18 protein-coding genes and 4 pseudogenes are annotated in these 21,300 nt (G+C 44.4%); 16 read left to right on the forward strand and 6 right to left on the reverse strand.

The window, feature by feature from the left end; genetic code table 11:
* Positions 1–476: 476 nt before the first annotated feature.
* The 6 genes and pseudogenes from JCM19039_RS23260 to JCM19039_RS14080 all read right to left on the reverse strand — a co-directional run bounded on the left by JCM19039_RS23260 (position 477) and on the right by JCM19039_RS14080 (position 5,485).
* On the reverse strand, positions 477–911 hold the full coding sequence (locus JCM19039_RS23260; protein WP_081834539.1) for a bifunctional precorrin-2 dehydrogenase/sirohydrochlorin ferrochelatase: 435 nt from the start codon (positions 909–911) through the stop codon (positions 477–479).
* A complete protein-coding gene (locus JCM19039_RS14060; RefSeq protein WP_042428269.1) occupies positions 908–1,672 on the reverse strand; it encodes a sirohydrochlorin chelatase in 765 nt (254 codons plus the stop codon). Before JCM19039_RS14060 ends, JCM19039_RS23260 begins: the two co-directional genes overlap by 4 nt.
* Entirely contained in the window at positions 1,611–3,014 is a 1,404-nt protein-coding gene (cobA, locus tag JCM19039_RS14065) for a uroporphyrinogen-III C-methyltransferase (RefSeq protein WP_052398814.1), read from the reverse strand. Before cobA ends, JCM19039_RS14060 begins: the two co-directional genes overlap by 62 nt.
* The gene (gene cysC / locus JCM19039_RS14070; protein ID WP_042428271.1) at positions 3,007–3,621 is read right to left on the reverse strand and encodes an adenylyl-sulfate kinase; all 615 of its coding nucleotides are present in this window, start codon (positions 3,619–3,621) and stop codon (positions 3,007–3,009) included. Before cysC ends, cobA begins: the two co-directional genes overlap by 8 nt.
* Positions 3,618–4,766, reverse strand: a pseudogene (gene sat, locus JCM19039_RS14075) (sulfate adenylyltransferase). Before sat ends, cysC begins: the two are co-directional and overlap by 4 nt.
* Entirely contained in the window at positions 4,730–5,485 is a 756-nt protein-coding gene (locus JCM19039_RS14080; RefSeq protein WP_042428273.1) for a phosphoadenylyl-sulfate reductase, read from the reverse strand. Before JCM19039_RS14080 ends, sat begins: the two are co-directional and overlap by 37 nt.
* A gap of 231 nt (positions 5,486–5,716) precedes the next feature.
* Here JCM19039_RS14080 and JCM19039_RS14085 point away from each other — a divergent pair.
* The 16 genes and pseudogenes from JCM19039_RS14085 to JCM19039_RS14140 all read left to right on the forward strand — a co-directional run bounded on the left by JCM19039_RS14085 (position 5,717) and on the right by JCM19039_RS14140 (position 20,851).
* A pseudogene (locus JCM19039_RS14085) lies at positions 5,717–7,541 on the forward strand (assimilatory sulfite reductase (NADPH) flavoprotein subunit).
* Between the two features lie 14 nt (positions 7,542–7,555).
* A pseudogene (gene cysI / locus JCM19039_RS14090) lies at positions 7,556–9,272 on the forward strand (assimilatory sulfite reductase (NADPH) hemoprotein subunit).
* 149 nt (positions 9,273–9,421) lie between these two features.
* Positions 9,422–10,636 (forward strand): substrate-binding domain-containing protein, encoded by a 1,215-nt coding sequence (locus JCM19039_RS14095; RefSeq protein ID WP_042428275.1) that lies wholly within the window; start codon positions 9,422–9,424, stop codon positions 10,634–10,636.
* 5 nt (positions 10,637–10,641) lie between these two features.
* Positions 10,642–11,421: an ABC transporter ATP-binding protein gene (locus tag JCM19039_RS14100; RefSeq protein ID WP_042428277.1), complete on the forward strand. Its 780-nt coding sequence runs from the start codon at positions 10,642–10,644 to the stop codon at positions 11,419–11,421.
* Positions 11,399–12,103 (forward strand): ABC transporter ATP-binding protein, encoded by a 705-nt coding sequence (locus JCM19039_RS14105; RefSeq protein WP_042428280.1) that lies wholly within the window; start codon positions 11,399–11,401, stop codon positions 12,101–12,103. The genes JCM19039_RS14100 and JCM19039_RS14105 overlap by 23 nt, the downstream gene beginning before the upstream one ends.
* 15 nt (positions 12,104–12,118) lie before the next feature.
* Positions 12,119–13,005: pseudogene (locus tag JCM19039_RS14110) on the forward strand (branched-chain amino acid ABC transporter permease).
* A 4-nt stretch (positions 13,006–13,009) separates the two neighbouring features.
* A complete protein-coding gene (locus JCM19039_RS14115; RefSeq protein ID WP_238545065.1) occupies positions 13,010–14,080 on the forward strand; it encodes a branched-chain amino acid ABC transporter permease in 1,071 nt (356 codons plus the stop codon).
* On the forward strand, positions 14,077–14,244 hold the full coding sequence (locus tag JCM19039_RS24485; RefSeq protein ID WP_193744249.1) for a hypothetical protein: 168 nt from the start codon (positions 14,077–14,079) through the stop codon (positions 14,242–14,244). Before JCM19039_RS14115 ends, JCM19039_RS24485 begins: the two co-directional genes overlap by 4 nt.
* The gene (locus JCM19039_RS25690; RefSeq protein WP_238545066.1) at positions 14,237–14,380 is read left to right on the forward strand and encodes a hypothetical protein; all 144 of its coding nucleotides are present in this window, start codon (positions 14,237–14,239) and stop codon (positions 14,378–14,380) included. The genes JCM19039_RS24485 and JCM19039_RS25690 overlap by 8 nt, the downstream gene beginning before the upstream one ends.
* Before the next feature lie 67 nt (positions 14,381–14,447).
* The gene (locus JCM19039_RS25695) at positions 14,448–14,978 is read left to right on the forward strand and encodes a hypothetical protein (protein ID WP_238545067.1); all 531 of its coding nucleotides are present in this window, start codon (positions 14,448–14,450) and stop codon (positions 14,976–14,978) included.
* Positions 14,979–15,246: 268 nt separating this feature from the next.
* Positions 15,247–15,861 (forward strand): class I adenylate-forming enzyme family protein, encoded by a 615-nt coding sequence (locus JCM19039_RS26620; protein ID WP_052398815.1) that lies wholly within the window; start codon positions 15,247–15,249, stop codon positions 15,859–15,861.
* 2 nt (positions 15,862–15,863) lie between these two features.
* Positions 15,864–16,214 (forward strand): AMP-binding protein, encoded by a 351-nt coding sequence (locus tag JCM19039_RS28030; RefSeq protein ID WP_052398816.1) that lies wholly within the window; start codon positions 15,864–15,866, stop codon positions 16,212–16,214.
* Positions 16,162–16,725, forward strand: a complete 564-nt coding sequence (locus JCM19039_RS26625; protein ID WP_052398817.1) for a class I adenylate-forming enzyme family protein — start codon at positions 16,162–16,164, stop codon at positions 16,723–16,725. The genes JCM19039_RS28030 and JCM19039_RS26625 overlap by 53 nt, the downstream gene beginning before the upstream one ends.
* Positions 16,726–16,776: 51 nt before the next feature.
* Positions 16,777–18,084, forward strand: coding sequence for a hypothetical protein (locus JCM19039_RS14130; protein WP_042428283.1), 1,308 nt, complete (start codon positions 16,777–16,779; stop codon positions 18,082–18,084).
* A gap of 35 nt (positions 18,085–18,119) precedes the next feature.
* Positions 18,120–19,991 (forward strand): bacterial transcriptional activator domain-containing protein, encoded by a 1,872-nt coding sequence (locus JCM19039_RS14135; RefSeq protein ID WP_042428286.1) that lies wholly within the window; start codon positions 18,120–18,122, stop codon positions 19,989–19,991.
* On the forward strand, positions 19,964–20,851 hold the full coding sequence (locus JCM19039_RS14140) for an alpha/beta fold hydrolase (protein WP_042428289.1): 888 nt from the start codon (positions 19,964–19,966) through the stop codon (positions 20,849–20,851). Before JCM19039_RS14135 ends, JCM19039_RS14140 begins: the two co-directional genes overlap by 28 nt.
* The last annotated feature ends 449 nt before the right edge of the window (positions 20,852–21,300 follow it).

Raw genomic sequence — 21,300 nt, forward strand, 5'->3', positions numbered from 1 at the left:
TTGCTCATTTAGGAACGTTCGTATCTATAACGAACATCCAACCTTGTTTTTTCACATCGACCTCAAGAGCTAACAACCATCGGCACTTCCGGCGCCGAAGATAAACCGATTGAACGTCGGCTTGACTCATGCCAACGTCTCGCTGTCCTTTCTGACAGAAAGGGGGTGGAAGTTCTTACGTCTAGCTTATGGAACGGTCCTCTTACGGTGTAAGCGTGATCCATGCGGTGATTAGCACAAGGCATAATGGATTGCGCGACCACATGCCACGCAAAGGGGCCCTTACTAAACAACACTGCCTTAGTGGTTTTTAATCGACTGCGCACCGTGAAGGAACGTTTGCAATTGTTCTTCACGATCTCTTAGTCGCAAGAAGTAATCCGTTGAAATATATTTGAGAAGCTCCTGGCGATTGTTTTTTCTAATGTGCGTTTTTATTTGTGTTCTTGCTTCTTCTAAAAACGCGAGGTCTTGCTCTATAGTATCTGGAAGGAGCTGTTCAATTTGTTGGCGCAACTGCTGTGAATAATAAGGCTGGCACCGTCTGTTGAGGTGGCGACGGTCAGTTTGCCTCGTTGGATAACGGCAGGAAAATGAAAGTCGCTTTTCTTTACGTCATCAGCCCGGTATATGAGTTGACCAGGTGCGCGATTTTTCGATATGGCATCATGCAACTCATAATTATCGGTGCAAAGGACAATGAGATTAGCGGTTAAGCACTCTTGCTTCGTCAAGTATCGGGGTTCCCAACAAACGAAACCTTGAAAACATTCAGGTAATGAAGGGGAGACGACGGTGATTGAAATGCCGCTACTGAGCAGATGGCGAATTCTTCGCGACCCGACATTCCCTGCGCCAACGACGACTGCATTCATTGTATTGGGGTGCAAGACGATGGGTAACTTGCTCATTGCAGTATTTGCCCTTCCAATGCTTGTTTCGCCCTTGCAACAATAACTGGAGCGAGCGCGGTGTCTTTGCCTAAAAAGTCACAGCGAACATACGATGTTGGACCTGTTCTTTTCTGCAAAAAATCATCCAGTTCGTTCATGAGCACCCCAGTAAACAATAAGTACGGAAGCACGTACGTTTTCTCTGACCGCAGTTTCTCCAATTTCTCTATTCCTTGTTCCAAAGTGGGGGTTGTTGCGGCTAAAAAGCAAATCTCAATATTTTCACACGCGGTTCGCTCATATATGAGGCGGGCGATTTTCGCTACATCACTCGGCTGGTAGCCGTCGCTTGAGCCCCGCCCAACGACTAAAACGTCATGAATTCGTTCGGTGTCTTTTGTCATTTTCGGTAATCCTGCATCTATGAGACGTTTAACCGCTAGGTCTACCGCTTCTTCGCAAACGCCAATGGTTTCACCGTACGTAAATGTGATGTGCGGAAAGCGACGTTTGATCGCTTTCACTTCTTCAGGTATGTCAGTGCGGGCATGACCGGCTCTTAAAAGTAATACGGGAACGATTGCAATGTTTCGGGCGCCATTTTCAATACACGATTCAATGGCTCTAGTAATCGTAGGTGCTGACAACTCAATAAAACCGTACGTTTGGAACAGGTTGTCGCCAGGCATTTGCCGCATCACTTCTTCAATGAAGCGCTCAAATTGTTGAACGCCGGTTTTCACTCGACTGCCATGCCCGACGTAAAGAATGGCTTGCATCGTCTTCCTCCTTTATATGAAACCACAGGCTTGCTTTTCGTTTTGTTTCTTCATCAAAACAAACAGCATCAACGTTTGCAATCCAATCGGTCAGATCCCCTTTTTCCAAACCGTCAATAAAAAACGCCACCGATCGTTTGGTTGGAAAATAAACAACAGTACGTTCCTCGTCTTTGAATCGATTGTGTAAACACAAATGACTCACTGGATGATACGTGTGACGCGAGCTTGCTATATGTTTCGTCGACGGAGCACTCGCCAATCGTACGGCACTTAAGCCGCTTCCAGCCATCGTAGAAGATAACCCGTACTGTTCAAGTTGAACGCGCGCCCGGTCCGTTGTAGCAATGAGCCGTGAATAGACGGAGCGAATATCAAGGGATTGCTCTTTTAACCAATGGAACCAATGGTTAACGGCTGTCGCATCATCAAACTGCACAGATGGAATGTGCGACCAATCAACGTCTGGTGAGGGTAAAGGATGCGTGCTTGTTTTCGGATAAACAAGTACTTCTGCACCTTCATGTTCTAACACGTCTTCTAAATGGGTGCTAACATCTTCGTCATAGGCAATCACGACAGATGACCCGAAGCGAGGCTTCTTTTCCCACCAACTCGTGTCGTTATGCAGGTGATTTACGTTTCCGACGAGCGTTATGGCAGGGTTAATAACGGTCATTTCCTTCGCTCGTTTAGCCAGCGTCCCTAAGCTTGCGCGCACAGAACGTTGTTTTGACGTCGTGCCCCATTCGATAATGATTGCAGGTTCATTAGGGTCTCTGCCGTGTCGGAGCAATTGTTCAGTAATCTGCTCAAGGTTATTGATCCCCATGTAAAAAGCGAGCGTTTCAATACCCGCAAGAGATTTCCAATCCAACTCATCAGCGGAGTCTTTCTTACGGTGTCCCGCCGCAACAGCAAAACTAGCGCCGTAGTCGCGGTGTGTAACCGGAACTCCTGCATAAAGTGGGGCGGCGATTCCGGAAGTTACGCCTGGAACAATATCATAAGGGATGTTATGCTCATCTAGGGCTGCGGTCTCTTCGCCGACTCTTCCGAAAATCCCAGGGTCTCCGCCTTTTAAACGGACGACGGTACGGTGTAGATGGGCGTGACGAACGAGCTCTTCTTGAATCAGTTCTTGCCGCAATGTATGATGCTTTGGAAATTTCCCGACATAAATGTATTCGGCGTCGTGCGGGGCATGCAGTAACAGTTTCGGGTTGACAAGTCGGTCATATAGCACTACATCCGCTTGCTTTAGACAGCGGACTCCTTTGTCTGTCAGTAACCCGTGGTCACCAGGGCCAGCACCTACGAAATATACATGTCCGCTATTCATTGGTTTCCCTCGGTATCCGACCGCGTTCGATTAGGAAATCAACAATTTCCTTTGCGCTCTCAGCAATGCTCTTGTCGGCCGTTTCAATGGTGACTTCAGGGTCGACGGGTGCTTCATATGGTGAGCTAATCCCTGTGAAATGCGGGATGCTGCCTGCTCTCGCGCGTTCATATAATCCTTTGACATCCCGTTGCTCACACGTTTCTAACGGGCAGTTCACATACACTTCAATAAACTCATTTTCTGAAAATAACTCCCGTACGAGATCTCGGTCTGCTGTAAATGGAGAGATGAATGCGGTAGAAACGATCACCCCAGCATCAACAAATAGTTTCGACACCTCTCCAATTCTACGAATGTTTTCCACTCGATCGGTATCTGAAAAACCTAAGTCTTTATTTAACCCATGTCGTACGTTATCGCCATCCAACACATAGCTCGTAAGCCCACGTTCATGTAAAGCCACATCGACGACGTTTGCGAGGGTGGATTTTCCTGATCCTGACAAGCCAGTAAACCAGAGTACGCAACTATGAGATCCTAGTTTTTTTTGGCGGTCTTTCTTTGTGATCGTCGTGTTGTGCCAAGTAAGGTTTGGTTTTGTCATGAGCCCACCTCTTTTTTCTTTTCTCCACGGATAAGCACTTCAATGACTTCTTGACGACTAAATTCTTTTGGGGGAAGAATTTCATTCTTCAACATCTCACGCACTTTCGTTCCCGACAAAATGACGTGTTCTTCTTGATCATGAGGCATGTTTTGTGCGATGCCATACTGTCGCATGCGCGGCAATAAAAGCTATGCTCAAAGAATAATGGCATGATGCCTAGTTCATCTGTTGTAAATTCTTTAAAAATCTCTTGCGCATCATACGTACCGTAATAGTCACCAACCCAGCGTGATCGCGGCCGACAATAAAATGTGTACAGCCGTAATTCCGACGAACGAGTGCATGGAAAATGGCTTCCCTCGGACCGGCATAACGCATGGCAGCAGGAAACACAGACAAGTGTACCCGATCTTTTGGATAATAACGCTGGAGAAGCACTTCGTAACTTTCCATCCTTACTTCAGCGGGGATGTCTCCAGCTTTTGTTTCTCCAACAAGTGGGTTCAAAAACAATCCATCGATCGTTTCTAGCGCGGCTTTTTGAATGTATTCGTGGGCGCGGTGGACAGGGTTTCTCGTCTGAAAGCCGACGACCGTGTTCCAGCCATTGTCTTTAAACACTTTTCGGGTTTGTGCAGGAGTGAGATAGTAGGAAGCGAATTCTGGTCGGTGAATCTTTCGCGTCAATATAACATCACCGCCAACATAAATCGGTGCTCGAGCGAACAACTTGGCGACACCAGGGTGTTGTTCATCTGAGGTTCGATACACGAGCTCTGCTTCACGAATTTTGTTCGGTTCATAGATCGAAGAAATTGTGATTGTACCATACGTTTCACCGTCAAAATCGAGGCGAACTTCATCGCCGATATCAAAAGAGGATGCGTCAAAAACAGGCAAAGTGATAGGCAAGCTCCATGCCTCGCCAGACGATAAGTGCATATGTTCAACGACGTTTTCATAATCTTTCTCATCTAAAAACCAGTGAGTGGGCTGTACCCTCCAATTCCGATTAGCTCCAAATCAGAAAGAGCAAAGCCATCCAGCTCAATGGATGCTCTAATATGGTTCGTTTCTTTTTCAGGTTGATAGCGGTTTACGAGTGTCAACGTTCGTTTCCTCCTTCGGCGTGTAAGCCACATTCTGTTTTCGTTGTTCCAGCCCATCGGCCTGCCCTTTCATCCTCGCCTGGTAGAACAGGGCGGGTGCAATATGTGCAGCCGATACTCGGATAATGTTGGTTATGCAGGCGATTGTACGGCAGTTGATGCAGCTCGATATACATCCATATTTCTTCTTCAGTCCAATGAATCAACGGACAAATCTTCATTTTCTGAAACTTGTGGTCAGCGTTTACGAACTCCGTCTTCGCTCTTGTTGGAGACTGTTCTCGCCGTAATCCTGAAAGCCAAGCGTGATAAGGATTAAGTTCTCGATCTAGCACATCAAGCTTACGAATCTGACAACAAAGGTCGGGGTTTGTCTCCCACAAGCGTTCGCCGTGAGTTCTCGCTTGCTCATCGGGAGTGAGCATCGGTTTAGCGAGTGTGATATGAAATTGTGGGTAGCGCTCTTTCACTTCTTCGATGAGCTCATACGTTTCATCGAAATGAAAGTCGGTATCTAAAAAAAGGATGTGGGCATCTTTTTGAACTTTAGAAAGGAGGTCGAGTAGTACCATCGCCTCTGCTCCGAAGCTACAGGCGTACACAAGGTGGTGACCGTACGTTGTGTTTGCCCACTTTAATACATCCAACGAGTCCTTTTTATGAAGCTGTTTATTCAACACTTCGTAATCTTCACGTGTAGACGTTTCATACGTTGGTGTCAATCTCTCTGTCTCCTTTCGGTCATTATTCATACTAATTTGATATGTTTTAAAGTGATTCTACATTCTGATTCTTTCTTTGTCAAAATAAATTAAAAAAAGGGAATATAACAGAGTATATGATACATATGCCGGTTTTGTTCAATTATTCCTATTTGACAACTAGGAATAATTACCATAAGATGAGATATAAATTTTATCATTGACTGAACATTCCATCTTCCAAATGCATAAAAGAGTGGAATGAGGCAAGGGGGGAGTATGTTGCATCTGAAAAGTACAAATAGTCCTTTTACAGACGAGCAAGTTGAATGGTTGAACCAACTTCTGCCGGGACTAACTGTAGAACAAAAACTGTGGTTGAGTGGATATTTAAGCGGGACGGGGGGCGACGCTGAAGTCACTAGAGCAGATGTGACTAATGAGTCGCAAGCTTTAGCCCCTGAACGACAAGACACGCCGATTCGAACGGCTACCGTTTTGTACGGTTCGCAAACAGGGAACTCGCAAAGTGTCGCAGAAACACTAGCAAGTGCGTTAACGAATAACGGGATGGAGATCACACTCCAATCGATGTCTGACTATAAGCCGAAAGAGCTTAAGTCTGTTGAACGACTCTTTGTCGTCATTAGCACACACGGGGAGGGAGACCCACCTGATAACGCCATTCCATTTTATGAATATGTGTTTGGTCGCAAAATGCCAAAACTGACAGATGTGAAATTCTCCGTATTATCTCTAGGAGACGAGTCGTATGAATTTTATTGTCAAACAGGCAAGGAACTGGACCGGAAATTTGAAGAACTTGGCGCGGAAAGGATCGTAGCGAGGGTTGATTGTGATGTTGATTTTGAAGAAGATGCCAATGGTTGGGTCGAGCAAATTGCTGCTAAAATGCTCGTGGAAAGCCCAGCAGTCACAACATCTACTGCCGATCCAATCACCGTAACGGAGCAACCATCCACCTATTCAAGAAGTAAACCTTTCGAGGCGGAAGTATTGGAAAATATTAATCTTAACGGGCGTGGATCGAACAAAGAAACGCGCCATCTTGAACTCTCCATAGACGGTTCTGGGTTTACTTTTTCTCCAGGGGATAGCATTGGCATATTTCCTGAAAATGATGAACAGCTCGTCGATCACTTCATGACGATAATGGCGTGGGAAGCGAATCAAGAAGTGGAAATTAACAAAAAAGGGGATACGCTGCCTTTACGTGAGGCGTTAATTAGGCACTTTGAAATTACGGTTTTAACGAAACCTTTATTACAGAAAACGGTGGGGTGGACGGAAAATGACGCACTACCTCAATTGTTAGAAGATGAACAAAATGATGTGTTACAGGCGTATTTAGAAGGCAGAGACCTTGTTGACTTTGTTCAAGATTACGGGCCTTTTACAGTTTCGGCTCCTCAGTTTGTCGGTGCGCTCCGAAAGATTCCTCCGCGACTGTATTCCATTGCGAATAGTCAGTTGGCGAATGAAGATGAAGTCCACCTTACCGTATCAGCTGTTCGCTATGATGCTCATGATCGAAGCCGTGCTGGTGTATGTTCGGTGCAATGTGCCGAACGAACGGGGACGGGTGGGAGCTTACCGATTTTCGTTCAGAAAAATGATAACTTTCGGTTACCAGAAGACCCTGAAACCCCGATCATCATGGTTGGCCCAGGCACAGGGGTTGCCCCGTACCGAAGTTTTTTAGAAGAAAGGGAAGAACGGGATGCAAAAGGAAAATCTTGGTTGTTTTTTGGGGATCAACATTTCGTTGATGACTTTTTGTACCAGTTAGATTGGCAACGGTGGTTAGGTGACGGCGTGCTTACGAAAATGGATGTCGCTTTTTCAAGAGATACGAGTGAAAATTTATGTACAGCACCGAATGAGAGAAAAAGCAAAAGAAATGTACGCTTGGATTGAAGAAGGTGCGGTTATTTACGTTTGTGGTGACGAAAAACAAATGGCCCAAGATGTGCATACCACGCTCATCGATATTATTTCTGAACAAGGTCGATTTGAACGAGCTGAAGCAGAAAGTTATGTGAAACAAATGCAACAAGAGAAAAGGTACCAAAGAGACGTCTATTAACGAGGTGAAATGAAATGGCAAATGAAGATCGCCCTCATATTCAAACCGGTCCTCCAAGTGATGTTGAGGACATTAAAGAAAAGAGTGATTACTTACGAGGCACGTTAGTCAACACGTTGCAAAACCCGCTCACCGCAGGAATTCCAGAAGAGGATAACCGCTTAATGAAATTCCACGGCAGCTATTTGCAAGATGACCGAGATTTACGTAATGAGCGGAGGCGGCAAAAGCTTGAGCCTGCGCATCAATTTATGGTTAGGGTGCGAGCGCCAGGCGGCGTCGCCACCCTGAACAGTGGCTTGCAATCGACAACTTGGCGACAACGTATGGCAATGGCACGCTCAAGCTAACAACTCGGCAAGCTTTTCAAATCCATGGCATTTTGAAATGGAACATGAAAGCGAGCATTCGGACAATCAATGATTCATTGATGGATACACTCGCAGCTTGCGGGGATGTGAACCGCAACGTCATGTGCAACCCCAATCCAGACGAATCGGCAGTGCATCAACAAGTCTATGAATGTGCGAATGAATTGAGCGATTATTTGTCGCCACGCACGAGGGCGTATCACGAAATATGGCTCGATGAAGAAAAGATTGAAAGCAACAAGGAAGTCGAACAAGAACCGATGTATGGGAAGTTGTATTTGCCGCGAAAATTCAAGATGGGCATTGCCATTCCTCCGTCCAACGACGTGGATGTGTTCTCTCAAGACATAGGGTTAATCGCAATCATTGAAAATGAAAAGTTGCGAGGGTTTAATGTGAGTGTCGGTGGTGGCATGGGCATGACTCATGGTGATTCGCACACGTATCCGCAGCTTTCGAGGGTCATTGGTTTTTGTACGCCAGAGCAAGTGACGGACGTCTCTGAGAAGCTGATTACGATTCAGCGAGATTTCGGAAATCGTCATGAACGAAAGTATGCGAGATTCAAATATACGATTGATGCGAGGGGCATCGACTGGTTGATTGACGAGTTGCATGAACGGTTAGGGTACAGTTTAGAAGAAGCAAGGCCGTATTCATTTACGGATAATGGCGACCGTTACGGCTGGGTGAAAGGTGTGAACAATCGTTGGCATTACACATTGTTCGTGCAAAACGGCCGTATTAAGGATGAAGAGAAGTACGAACTAATGAGTGCAATTCGCGAAATAGCCGCATTCACACAGGGGAATTCAGACTTTCTCCCAATCAAAACCTCGTCATTAGCAACGTGACCGCTGCGAAGAAAAAAGCGATTCGTGAGATTTTAGACCGGTATCATATTGTTGATTCAAAGCAAGTTTCCGCGTTACGTAAAAGTTCAATGGCGTGCGTGTCATTTCCAACTTGCGGCTTGGCTATGGCTGAATCCGAACGCTACTTGCCGAGTTTGATCGACAAACTAGAAGAAACCGTCAATGAGGTGGGGTTACGTGATAAAGAGATTGTCATTCGCATGTCTGGATGTCCTAACGGTTGTTCACGTGCGGCAATGGCCGAAATCGGCTTTATTGGTAAAGCCCCTGGCAAATATAACTTGTATCTCGGTGGAGGGTTTAAAGGTGAACGTCTAAGCAAAATGTACAAAGAAAACATTGGCGAAGAAGAAATTCTGGACACGCTCCGCCCGCTGCTCAATGATTATGGCAAAAACCGTTCGGCAGGCGAGCACTTTGGTGATTACGTCATCCGAGCAGGGTATATAAAAGCAACGAGTGATGGAACGAATTTTCATGATTGAAGGAACTCCTTTTGTGGAGTTTCTTTTTTTGTGTGGATGAGTAAAGAACAACCGCAATAACCCACGCCCTGGAATGTTTGTAACTCATTCGTAACTCGTCTATTTACAATTGAAATTAGGAACGATTATCGACAAGGGGGAAGGTTAGGGTGGCAAAAAAACATTGGGTTATATTTTCAAGCATTACGACTTCGCTTCTTCTGACAATGGCGGCTTGTTCAAGTGATGATTCAGCATCTGGAGGGGACGCAGATGATCCTGTGAAGATTGGTGTGTTAACTTCTCAAACCGGTCTACTTGAGGCGTATGGAAATCAGATGATTAATGGTTTCCAAATTGGTATTGATTATGCCACGGATGGTACGAGGGAAGTTGCGGGCAGGGAAATTGAAGTGATGATTCGCGACACCCAAACCGATCCGCAAGTGGCTGTGCAACAAGCGACAGAGCTCTATGAAGATGAAGAGGTAGACATTTTAGTTGGGGCGGCTGATAGCGGGGACACACTAGCGGTTCTTCCATTAGCAGAGACGTATGATCGCATTATGATTGTTGAGCCTGCAGTCGCAGATGCGATCACAGGGGAAGAATGGAATCCGAATATTTTTAGAACCGGTCGAAACTCAACACAAGATGCGATAGCGGGGGCAGCAGCAATTGCGGAAGAGGGTACGCAAATTGCCGTGTATGCTCCGAACAGTTCATTTGGGCTTGATGGGGCAGAAGCATTCATAGAGGAAGCCGAACGTTTAGGTGCAGAAATTGTGTTGGAAGAGTACCCTGCACCAGATACAACCGACTTCACGTCAAGTGTACAACGTGTCATTGAAGCAGATCCGGACTATATGTTCGTCATTTGGGCGGGGTCAAATACGCCGTGGGGATCTTTTAATGATATGGGGCTTACCGATCGAGGCATTACAATTTCAACAGGAGCCCCGGACATTGCAGCATTAGGCACGATGGGAGATCTCATAGGGATGGAAGGATTCTCGGTCTATCATTACACACTCCCAGATAATGAAGTGAATGATTACCTCATAAGCGAACACGAAGAAGAACACGGGTCCCCACCTGATTTGTTTACAGCTGGAGGCATGGCAAGTGCAATGGCAGCGGTTCAAGCTTTGGAGGAGTCTGAAGGTGCAGCAGATGCTGACACACTCATTAAAGTGATGGAAGGAATGACGTTTGATACACCCAAAGGTCCGATGACATTCCGAGCAGAAGATCATCAAGCATTGCAGACGATGTATTCCATTACGTTGGAAGATAATCCCGACTATGAGTACCCACTTCCAATCTTGAATGAGGCCCTTGAACCAGAACAAACGGAACCACCAATTCGAAACAACAGGGAGTAGATGGTATGGCAGAGGCTTTGCTTCAAACTGACCAACTGAGCATTCAATTTGGGGGACATAAAGCGGTAAGCGATGTATCCTTACGTGTTGAAGACCGAACATTCAAAAGCATTATCGGGCCTAACGGAGCAGGCAAAACAACGTTGTTCAATTTAATTAGCGGTCAACTAAAGCCAACGAGTGGGCGTGTGTTGTTTCGGGGAAACCCGATTCAACATTTGTCCCCGCCTAAACGCACGAAATTAGGCATTGGGCGTTCCTTTCAGATTACGAATATTTTCCCGAATTTAACGGTGCTAGAAAACGTTCGGATGGCTGTTCAATCTAAAGAAAATGTGTATTTTTCCATGTTCCGTCATTTTAAGTCATTCCCCGAGCTTGAGGCGAAAGCGTATGAGTACTTAGTGAATGTGCATTTGAGTGATAAAGCAGATCAGGTCGCAAGTGCATTGGCACATGGGGAGAAACGCAAATTAGAAATCGCCATTCTGCTAGCTTTAGATGCTGAGGTGTTACTACTTGATGAGCCAACGGCAGGCATGTCATTGGAAGAAGTGCCGGCGATTATAGATGTAATTCGTTCGATTCGTGACCAGAGAGATCGAACCATTGTGCTGATCGAACACAAAATGGACTTGGTGTTGGATTTGTCCGACTCGATTGCCGTGCTATTTCACGGCGAACTGATTGCAGATGACGAACCGGAAGCCATCATGAAACACGACCGTGTGCAATCGGCGTATTTAGGAGGGGATGTAGTCGATGACGATGCTTCAAGTACGTAATATTGAAACGTATATTCAAGAGTTTCACATTTTGCAAGGTGTAGAATTTGACGTCCCTGAGCAAGAGGTAACGGTTTTATTAGGGCGAAATGGTGCTGGCAAAACGACAACGATGCGCTCCATCATGGGGCTCAACCCTGCCACAAAAGGAGATATTCTTTTTCAAGGAGAGAGTATCCGGGAATTGCCTCCTCATGTAATCGCCAAAAAAGGGATTGGCTATGTGCCGGAAGATCAAGATATTTTCTCAGATTTAACGGTGCAGGAGAATTTGCGTGTTGCAAAACGTAAGGAAAACGAAAAAACAGAGGAACGAGAAAAGTGGATTTTAGAGTTATTTCCGGATCTGAAAATTGCCTACACAAGAAAAGGAGGCAACTTGTCAGGAGGACAAAAACAAATGCTCTCCATTGCCAGAGCACTCGTAAACGAGACGCCACTTCTGCTCATTGATGAGCCGAGCAAAGGTTTAGCTCCAATTATGGTCGAGAAGGTGATGGAAGCATTAAATGTCATCAAACAAACGACCACTGTACTTCTCGTTGAGCAGAACTTTCGTATGGCAAGTAAAATAGGCGAGCGCTTTTACATCCTTGATGAGGGAAGAACGGTTCATCACGGACAGATGCGTCAGTTGGAAGAAGATAAAGAATTGCGGCAGAAATATTTAGGCATTGCATAGAAAGCAGGTGAACGTATGGAGCTACACTTAACGTTATTGTTTAACGGGCTGGCAACTGGCATGCTTATCTTTCTTCTCGCTGCTGGTTTGAGTTTGATTTTTGGTCTCATGTCGGTCTTGAACTTTGCCCACGGTGCTTTATTCATGTTCGGAGCATATGCCGGTACATGGATGTATTTATTGTTCGGGGGCGCAGCTGGGGACTACAGCATTTTAGCGTTTGGGATGGGGTTGATCGGGGCCATTGTGACTGGTATTGTTCTCGGCTATACAGTGGAGCGGACAACGGTCAGGCAAGTGTATGGCAACCATTTGCGTCAAATTCTCATAACGACCGGTGTGATGCTCGTCGTCGGAGAATTGGTGATGCTCATCTGGGGATCAAACCTCATTTCTGTTCAGCCACCACCGGCCATTAGTGGATTTACGGAACTGATGAACGTGCGATTTCATCACTACCGCATTTTTATTATCGGGTTTGGACTACTTGTTTTAATCTCATTACTTCTCATGTTGAAAAAGTCAAAGATTGGGCTCGTCGTCCGTGCAGGTGTTGAAAATAAAGAAATGGTTCAGGCGCTTGGCATTAATGTGCGAAAAATCTTTACATTCGTTTTCGTGTTTGGCACGACGCTTGCTTGTGTTGGTGGATTTCTTTGGGGACCTTTTCAAGGGCAAATTAACCGGATATGGGGCTAAGTCTTATGCTGACGGCATTTATCGTCGTGGCGATTGGCGGGATGGGCAGTGTGGGTGGTTCGGCAATTGCGGCTGTGATTGTCGGTTTGTCGGAAGCGTACATGGCTTATTACTTTCCACCGGGATCACTTGCGGTCAACATGATGATCATGGCCTTAGTTCTGCTTTTAAAACCGTCGGGATTATTCGGGGCAACGAGGTGATCGGATGAATGTAAACTTTAAAAAACGAATGCTAACGCCAGATACACAACACTCGTCAACGCTAATGGACCGAAACACATGGCGAAAGAAGCAGCCTTGGGTATTTATTGCCATCTGTTTCGTGATGCTTTTGCTGCCACTATTCGTCACACAAAGTTCAATGTTATTTTTACTCACAAACATTTTTATTCTTGCGGTGTTTGCGATGAGCTATGATATTTTGCTCGGCTACACAGGAATTATCTCATTTGGTCACGCGATGTTTTTCGGTTTCGGAGCATACAGTGTGGCTCTTTCATTAACGTATATCGAGCAGGCGGAGGTCGCTCTTCTTGTCGCGCTTTTGGCTGGTGTTAGTTTCTCCGTCATCGTCAGCTTCTTTGTTGGATTGTTATCTTTGCGGCTTAAAGACACATTTTATGCGTTGATTACATTAGCGGTAGCGACAATTTTCTTAGTCATCGCTGAACAATGGCGTTCATTTACACGTGGAGATGAAGGATTTAACTTCACCGCTCAAGTTCCGACAGAGCTGTTCGGATTTATTAACTTAATTGATCGGCAAACGGTGTATTATCTCGCGTTTCTTTTTTTAATCGTTATGTTTCTTGTTCTGCGTCAGTTCATCTATTCCCCGGTCGGTCGAACACTACAAGCGATACGAGAGAATGAAAGTCGCGTATCAGCGCTCGGATATTCAATTATTCGTTACAAGTTAATTTCGACGATTGTAGCAGGTGTTGTCGCCAGTTTGGCGGGGATGATGTACGCCGTATCCATTCGGTTTGTGAATCCTTTTAGCACGATGGATGTGGACGTGACCATTGATGCTCTTCTCATGGTCGTGATTGGAGGGGTAGGCACATTATACGGTGCGATCATTGGTGCGGGAGTGATTGAAATTGCCTCCCATTGGCTAATGGGGATGCGCGATGTGCACCCAATCTTTGAACGTTGGGTCATCTTGTTTGGACTCGTGTTTATTATGAGTATCCTTTTCTTTCCTGCAGGCATTGTCGGAACGGTTAGGGAGAAATGGTCAAAAAGAAAAGGAAAAAGGAGCAGTCAAAAATGAGTGTAATTGCATCCTACGTGCTTCGGGTCGTCATTCACAAGTCAGAACTTCGTGTGAAGATTAAAAATGTACAAACCGACGATGAAGTGAATGTACAAACGATCGAGGAGATGGTTCCTTATCTACAAGAAGAAGTAAAGAGGCTAGGTAGAGGCGATGGATAAGTGTGTTGGAGTGATGAGCGTTGCCTCATACTTACCTTCTCACACAATAACTGGAGAAGAAATTGCAAGAAGAAGTGGAATCCCATCTACCATCGTTACAGAAAAGATGGAAATTCATTCGAAAACAATTCCTTAATGTATCACCCCGCACAAACAGGGATTAGAGCCGCTAAAAAGGGGCTTTGGAATGAACGGGAATTGCTGTGTCTGAACTGGATCTTTTCATCTATGTCGGAGAGGAGTATAAGGAATATTCATTATGGACCGGTTCAATCTATATGCAAGAACAACTCGGTGCTTATGGGGCGGTCGCATTTGATATGTCACTGCGGTGCGGGACGACGGTCTTGGCCATGGACGTTGCAAAATCGATGATGATCGCCAAGGAAGATGTATCGACGGTTCTTTTAGCAGGAGGGTATTGCAACGGTGGCTTTATGAATTATAAAAATGAGCGATCAAGATTTATGTACAATTTGGCAGCTGGCGGCGGAGCGATGATTTTTCGGAAAAACGATAAAAGAAATACGTTGCTTGAAACAGTGACGATGACCGACGGGTCTTTTTCCACTGATGTAATCCATCGCGCTGGTGGATCAATAGCGAGAGATTTATTCGAACGCTCGTCGTATCATGAAGAACTTGATGTGACAAACCCTAAAGAGATGAAGAAAAGACTGGATGCAAAATCGATGAAGAACTTTCTCTATGTCATTCGCGAATCGCTTCAATAAAGTGGATACGCTATTAACGAGTTAGATTTTCTCGCAATTCTCCATTTGAAACGGTTGGCACATCAATATGTACAGCAAATGCTTGCACTTCGTGATGAACAATCCATATATTTACAGGACATTGGGCATGTAGGGCAATTTGATCAATTCATCTCTATAGAACGAGCGTTGGCACAATAGCGGGTGAAAGATGGAGATGTTGTTTGTATGGTAAGTGCGGGCATTGGCTATGCTTGGGTTGCAAATACGATAAGTTGGGGGAGTCTGGATGAAGCTAGACGTCGATTGGTTGGAAACGAGAGCGAGAATTGACCCAGAAAAAATCGCCATCATTGATGGCGATACAGGGGAGCAGTGGACGTACGAGCAAGTAAATCTAATGATCGGAGCATTGACAGAGCAATTCATCGAGAGAGGAATTCGCTTTGGAGAGAGAGTGCTATTGCTATCTAATAATAACATCCGAGGCTTCTTGCTCCTATTTGCTTGTCGAAGAATTGGGGCGATTTTTGTGCCGATGAATGGCAGGTTACACGTTAAGGAACTCAATATGTTGGTGGAAGATTGTACCCCTAAATACTTAGTTTACGACGAGACTCACGAGCATCTGGCAGAGCAGTTACATATTCAAGATAAAGGAATGGTGGACCTAGCTTGCTTACAAGGTCCATCCAATATAAATACATCGTACACATACGAATGGAGCTCTCCATGGATGATGATCTATACAGGGGGGACGACGGGTAAACCGAAAGGTGTAGTATTAAGTAATCGTTCCATCCACACTAACGCCATTAATACGTTAACAAGTTGGGGACTCTCCAGTAGTGATACGACCATTACAGTGTTGCCGATGTTTCACACAGGAGGAATCAAGCTTTAACATTGCCGATTCTTTACGCAGGAGGAACGGTTGTTTATACTGCGCAATACTGTCCAACGCAACTTTCCCAGTTGATTCAACTGTATCGGTGTACCATCCTTCTTATGGTTCCAACGATGTATCAACGGTTCATACAAGAAGTTGATTTTGAACGTGCAAATTTTCCTTCAATGAAATCGTTTTTATCAGGAGGAGCACCGTGTCCAAATACTGTATATGAAGCGTTTGAACGTCGGGGGTTACCTTTTCGAGAAGGATACGGGATGACAGAGGCTGGCCCGAATAACTTTTATATTTCAAATGAAAGAAGCAGAAAAAAAGTATGGAAGTGTCGGAAAAGCGATGATGTATAATGCCATATGCATTCGAGATGAAAATGGACGAGTTGCAAAACCTGGTGAAGTTGGCGAGCTATTTATCAAAGGGGATCACCTGTATGAATATTATTGGGGACAAGAAGAAGTGAATAAAGAACGATGGTTCAATACGGAGGACTTGGCAATGTGCGATGAAGAGGGCGATTATTACATTGTTGGAAGAACGAAAGACATGATCATTAGCGGCGGTGAGAATATATACCCTCAAGAGATTGAAAAAACGTTAATGCAACTCGCTCATGTTCAAGATGTAGCGGTCGTAGGTGTTCATGATCAAACGTGGGGAGAGGTTGTTGCATGTGCGGTCGTGCTCGCGCAAGGGATGTGTACTGATGAAACGTTTCTACGAAATTATTGTCAAAACCAACTTGCGCGATATAAAACGCCGAAATTATATAAGTTCTATGATGAACTGCCGAAAACAGATGTAGGCAAAATTAACAAAAATACATTGAAAGTACAGATGGAAGCAGGATTACGAACGTAGTTTCCGAATAAGTAAACTATTCGGAACTTAAAAAAACTGGAGGTGTGATGAATGAAGGGTGCTGAATGCATTGAAACGAAGCTAGTTGCCCCGAGCAAAGGCACCGATGTACTTTTTCGTCCTCATCTCATTCGGTTTCTAAGGAAGATCGAGCACTATAAATTAACGGTTGTGCAAGCCTTGCCTGGTTACGGAAAAAGTACAGTCGTTTCTTCATTTTTACGGAGTGAGCGGACAAGGTATTGCTGGTATACGATGTCTGAAAGCGATAGCAACCTAGAAGTTTTCGTGCGGTATTTACAACGTGCGGTTCGCACAGAAAACGAGAATGCCAGCACCTTTGTATATGAGCGAGACGGGTGCCTCTTGGCTTCCGTCATTAATGAGTGGATAAACGTTGACGGACCACTTACGATTGTTATTGACCAGAGCGAATGGATGAATCAATCCGAAGATATTTTGAGTTTCATGGATGAACTCATACGGTTTTTACCTGAGCACATTCATCTCGTCCTTCTCACGAGATATTCTCTTTCACTTCCGGTCATTCGTGAGTTGAAAGTGAAAAGTCAGCTGCTCTATCTGTCTCAAGAGACACTTTCATTTAAAGAGTATGAGCTTGAGGCATTATGTGAAGAGCAGATGTTACGTTTGCAGCCAGAAGAGTTGATAGAGCTACATAAACTTTCGAGTGGTTGGATTTCACCAGTACTTATCATTTTCCAAGCGATGAAAAATGGGAGTAGCTTTAGAGTAGTCATCAATGATTTGGAGAGAACGTTAAAGGATTTACAAACGTATCTTCTAGACGAGATCGTTTCCAATATGCCGTATGAAATAAAAACGGTATTGTTTAGAGTGGCAATGCTTGAGCAAGTCCTTATTGAAGAATATACCGAAATATTCGGTGAAGTTCGCCCTGAAATCTTCGAGCGTTTAAGAGAGAACGGGTTTATCTTTAATGATAAGAACAGGAAAACCGATTGTTTTTACCCATTAATTCAACAGTTTCTTCTTACCGAAAATATTCGAATGGGTCAATATAAACCGGCCCAAAAGCAAATTGGAGACTACTATGTCTCAACACAATCTTGGTCGAAAGCTTTGTATCATTACGAAGAAAGTGAACAATATCTTCATATTGCTCAAGTAATAGACGAGCATGCAAAAGAGCTGTTTCAATCAATGAATGTGGATAAGGTGCTCGAAAGCATTCAACAACTGGGAATAGAGCACAAGCGGATGTTCCCGAGAATTTTATTGTACGAAGGGACTGTTACCGGGTTCACTCTCGATATAAAGATGCTCTCGCGTGCTATGAGCGAGCGATTGAACACGGCAAAGAGCGGACGAACTTAGAACTCGAAAGTGCGGGATTGGAAGGGAAAGCTAGAGTGTACATCGACACGATTCAACCAAAAACGGCCAATCACTTGTTGCATCAAGCTGCGGAATGTTTAGAAGCAATGGATGAATTTCGTACCGATAAAATCTATGAGCTCTATCGATTGATGGCTGAGAATGCGGTGAATCTTGGAGATGCTGTTAGTGCTGAGAAGTGGTATTCCATAAGTAAAAAGCACAACATGACTTCTTATGAGAATTTAGAAGCGAGACTTTTGCTCAGAACAGGAAGACTTCAGTCGGCATATAAACGATTAGAACGGCAGAAGAAGTTAGCAGAAAACCGTATTCAAAGAGAACTTCCGAATTCTCACAGAGAAACTGATTTACTCTTGTCCCTTATTCAAGCATTTATGGGCAATTCATTAGAAGCAAAGCAACTTGCACAACAATCGATCATTCAAGGGATTGATGTACAATCCCCATTCATTGAAGCATGCGGATGGATGAGAATGGGTCATGCAATCCAATTATCTACGAAATACAACACACACCTTGTGATCAAATGTTATGAAACTTCTCTTTCGATCATGGATGAAATTGACGTTGCAAGAGGCAAAGCTGAACCGTTTATGGGGCTTTGTCTTCTTCACGGGAAACAAGGAAACATCGAACGGGCGCTATTCTATGGGCAAGAGGCGCTTAAGGAAACAGAGCGTGTAGAAGATTATTGGCTCTCGTCATTGATTCGTCTTTGTCTCGGTATTTCTTACATTCACAATGATAACTACACGCTTGCAAAGAAAGAACTTGATGAGTGTAAGCAGTATTTTTTGGAGAGTGACGAACGTTACGGACAGACACTTGCGCTCATGTGGCAAGCGTACAATGAATATAGAAACAATAAGCATTCTTTATTCCAGTCCACCGTTCGAAAGTTCATTGAAGCCGTACAACTAGAGAACATGGATTATCTTTTACAAAAACGAACGTTTTTTGGACCGAATGATTTACAAGTGTTCACCCCGATGCTTCTTGAATCCAACGGCCCTGTGAGCGAATCAAGCGAGTACCTGAACAGGATATTAAAAGAGCAGAATCTAGAGGATGTTCACATTCATCCGGGGTATACAGTTCGCATCCAAACACTTGGAGGATTGAAAGTGTTTTTAGGGGATAAAGAACTCGTTGAGAAGGATTGGAAACGGGGAAAAGCGAAAGACTTGCTCACATTATTTATTGCAAAGAGAAGAGAACAATTATCGAAGGAAGAAATCTTTTCTATATTATGGTCAGGGCAAAATGAAGAGGTTGCAGATCGTGATTTTAAAGTTGCGCTCAACTCTTTAAACAATGTATTAGAACCGAACCGCTTAGCACGCTCAAAACCATTCTTCATTCAGCGCACGACCTCCAGGTATGGCTTGCGTTTTACTCAATCATTGCAAATGGACTGTAATGACTTTGAAGCTGCTGTAACGGCAGGTCATCAAGCGAAAAGCCGCGAAGAGGCGATGGTCTTTTATGAAAACGCCATCATGCTGTATGAAGGGGACTTTATGAGTGATCGGAATTCTGATGAATGGACGGTTGATGAGCGTGAACGACTACAAGTTCTGTATATTAAAGCGTGTGAGAAATCTGCACATCAACTTCTCCGCACCCAAGAGTATGAGCTAGCTATTGATCGAGCAGAAAAGATTATTGAAAAAGACATCTGCTTTGAGGAAGCTTATCGCATTTTGATGATTGGGTATTATCATTTGAATAATCGTGTGTATGCATTGCGTTCGTACGATAAATGTAGGCGTGTCATGAACGATGAACTCGGTGTTGAACCGACAGCTGAGCTGCAACGAATGCACGAATTATTAAAGATGGGAGAGGTGTTAACATGTGTGTCATTCATGGACAACAGGTGACAATCGAAAATGGTGAAACATTGTACATCCGAGAACGGGAAGGGGGAGAGGTGCCTGTTCTTTTCATTCATGGGAATATGACTTCTTCAAAGCATTGGGATGTGGTTCTCGAGAAAATGGATGCTTCGTACAAACTGTATGCGATTGACCTTAGGGGATTTGGCAAATCAACATACAACCAGTCATTTCAATCTCTAAAAGAGCTTGCCGACGATGTGCATGCGGTCGTGGAGAAGCTGGGTGTCCAGCACGCGTCGGTTGTTGGTTGGTCTACAGGTGGAGGTGTGGCGATGCAACTTGCAGCCGGATACCCTAAGTTTGTCGATCGTTTAATACTGATGTCCTCGCTGTCGACGAGAGGGTACCCGTTTCAAGATCATGAGGGGAAGCGATTGAATACGAAAGAGCAGATTGAAAATGATCGGCTGCGCACAATTCCTACGCTACAGGCTTATAAAAACCGAGATAAATCATTTCTTAAAAAGGTTTGGAATGCAGGCATTTACACGAACCATCAGCCTGAGCCTGAACGTTACGAAGAATATTTGGAAGATATGCTCACGCAAAGAAACCTTGTCGATATTTACTACTCAAATAATCATTTCAACATGAGTGATACGTATAATGGATTGGAAGAAGGGACAAAGGAAATCGAGCGCATTCAAGCTCCTATCCTTATCGTTTGGGGGGAAGATGACTTAGTAATCGTTCGATCCATGACCGAAGAGATCATAGAAGATTTCCAAACGTTTAACAAAGATGTACACGTGAGCTACTTACAAGATACAGGGCATTCCCCACCCATTGATCGACTAGAGGAGCTCATCGAGACTTTTGAGGGATTTATAGCAAACGGGTAAAAATCAAAAATGCATCGCTTTTTTCGTGATGAGCGAAGGAACATTCACGACGTTTACAGCCTCTTTTCGAGCCCCCAAAGATAATAGAAAGTCTTAGATACAACTGCATTGCTAATGAGTACGTAAATCATACGACAATGAATTCTCCGACTTGGTTTATAGAAATATTCCAATGGCCATAAATCGTCGTGTTTATGGCCATGCATTTAGTGAAAACGATCAGTGCTCACAATTTGAAAATCGCATAACGGTGTTTTGCTTGCTGTAAATAGAAGATCCCATCAAAGGCCATTGGTGGGGTTTTATTGATTGAGTACCCATTTTAGATGGACTGCCTAAGTATAATTTTTAGATAAGTTTAACTAAATAATTTCTTCAAGAACCAATGGTAAGTTGGGTAAAGTGGAAACTGTGCTCAAGTTACGACCGAACTGTTCTCCAGTTGAGGA

The organism is Geomicrobium sp. JCM 19039 (assembly GCF_000698145.1).
Classification (GTDB): Bacteria; Bacillota; Bacilli; order Bacillales; family Marinococcaceae; genus Geomicrobium_A.

What these genes read in the sequence shown, in the direction of transcription:
- JCM19039_RS23260 (WP_081834539.1), bottom strand. Translation starts at nt 911, where the DNA reads ATGAGCAAGTTACCCATCGTCTTGCACCCCAATACAATGAATGCAGTC.
- JCM19039_RS14060 (WP_042428269.1), bottom strand. Translation starts at nt 1,672, where the DNA reads ATGCAAGCCATTCTTTACGTCGGGCATGGCAGTCGAGTGAAAACCGGC.
- cobA (WP_052398814.1), bottom strand. Translation starts at nt 3,014, where the DNA reads ATGAATAGCGGACATGTATATTTCGTAGGTGCTGGCCCTGGTGACCAC.
- cysC (WP_042428271.1), bottom strand. Translation starts at nt 3,621, where the DNA reads ATGACAAAACCAAACCTTACTTGGCACAACACGACGATCACAAAGAAA.
- JCM19039_RS14080 (WP_042428273.1), bottom strand. Translation starts at nt 5,485, where the DNA reads ATGAATAATGACCGAAAGGAGACAGAGAGATTGACACCAACGTATGAA.
- JCM19039_RS14100 (WP_042428277.1), top strand. Translation starts at nt 10,642, where the DNA reads ATGGCAGAGGCTTTGCTTCAAACTGACCAACTGAGCATTCAATTTGGG.
- JCM19039_RS14105 (WP_042428280.1), top strand. Translation starts at nt 11,399, where the DNA reads ATGACGATGCTTCAAGTACGTAATATTGAAACGTATATTCAAGAGTTT.
- JCM19039_RS14115 (WP_238545065.1), top strand. Translation starts at nt 13,010, where the DNA reads ATGAATGTAAACTTTAAAAAACGAATGCTAACGCCAGATACACAACAC.
- JCM19039_RS24485 (WP_193744249.1), top strand. Translation starts at nt 14,077, where the DNA reads ATGAGTGTAATTGCATCCTACGTGCTTCGGGTCGTCATTCACAAGTCA.
- JCM19039_RS25690 (WP_238545066.1), top strand. Translation starts at nt 14,237, where the DNA reads ATGGATAAGTGTGTTGGAGTGATGAGCGTTGCCTCATACTTACCTTCT.
- JCM19039_RS26620 (WP_052398815.1), top strand. Translation starts at nt 15,247, where the DNA reads ATGAAGCTAGACGTCGATTGGTTGGAAACGAGAGCGAGAATTGACCCA.
- JCM19039_RS26625 (WP_052398817.1), top strand. Translation starts at nt 16,162, where the DNA reads ATGAAAGAAGCAGAAAAAAAGTATGGAAGTGTCGGAAAAGCGATGATG.
- JCM19039_RS14130 (WP_042428283.1), top strand. Translation starts at nt 16,777, where the DNA reads ATGAAGGGTGCTGAATGCATTGAAACGAAGCTAGTTGCCCCGAGCAAA.
- JCM19039_RS14140 (WP_042428289.1), top strand. Translation starts at nt 19,964, where the DNA reads ATGTGTGTCATTCATGGACAACAGGTGACAATCGAAAATGGTGAAACA.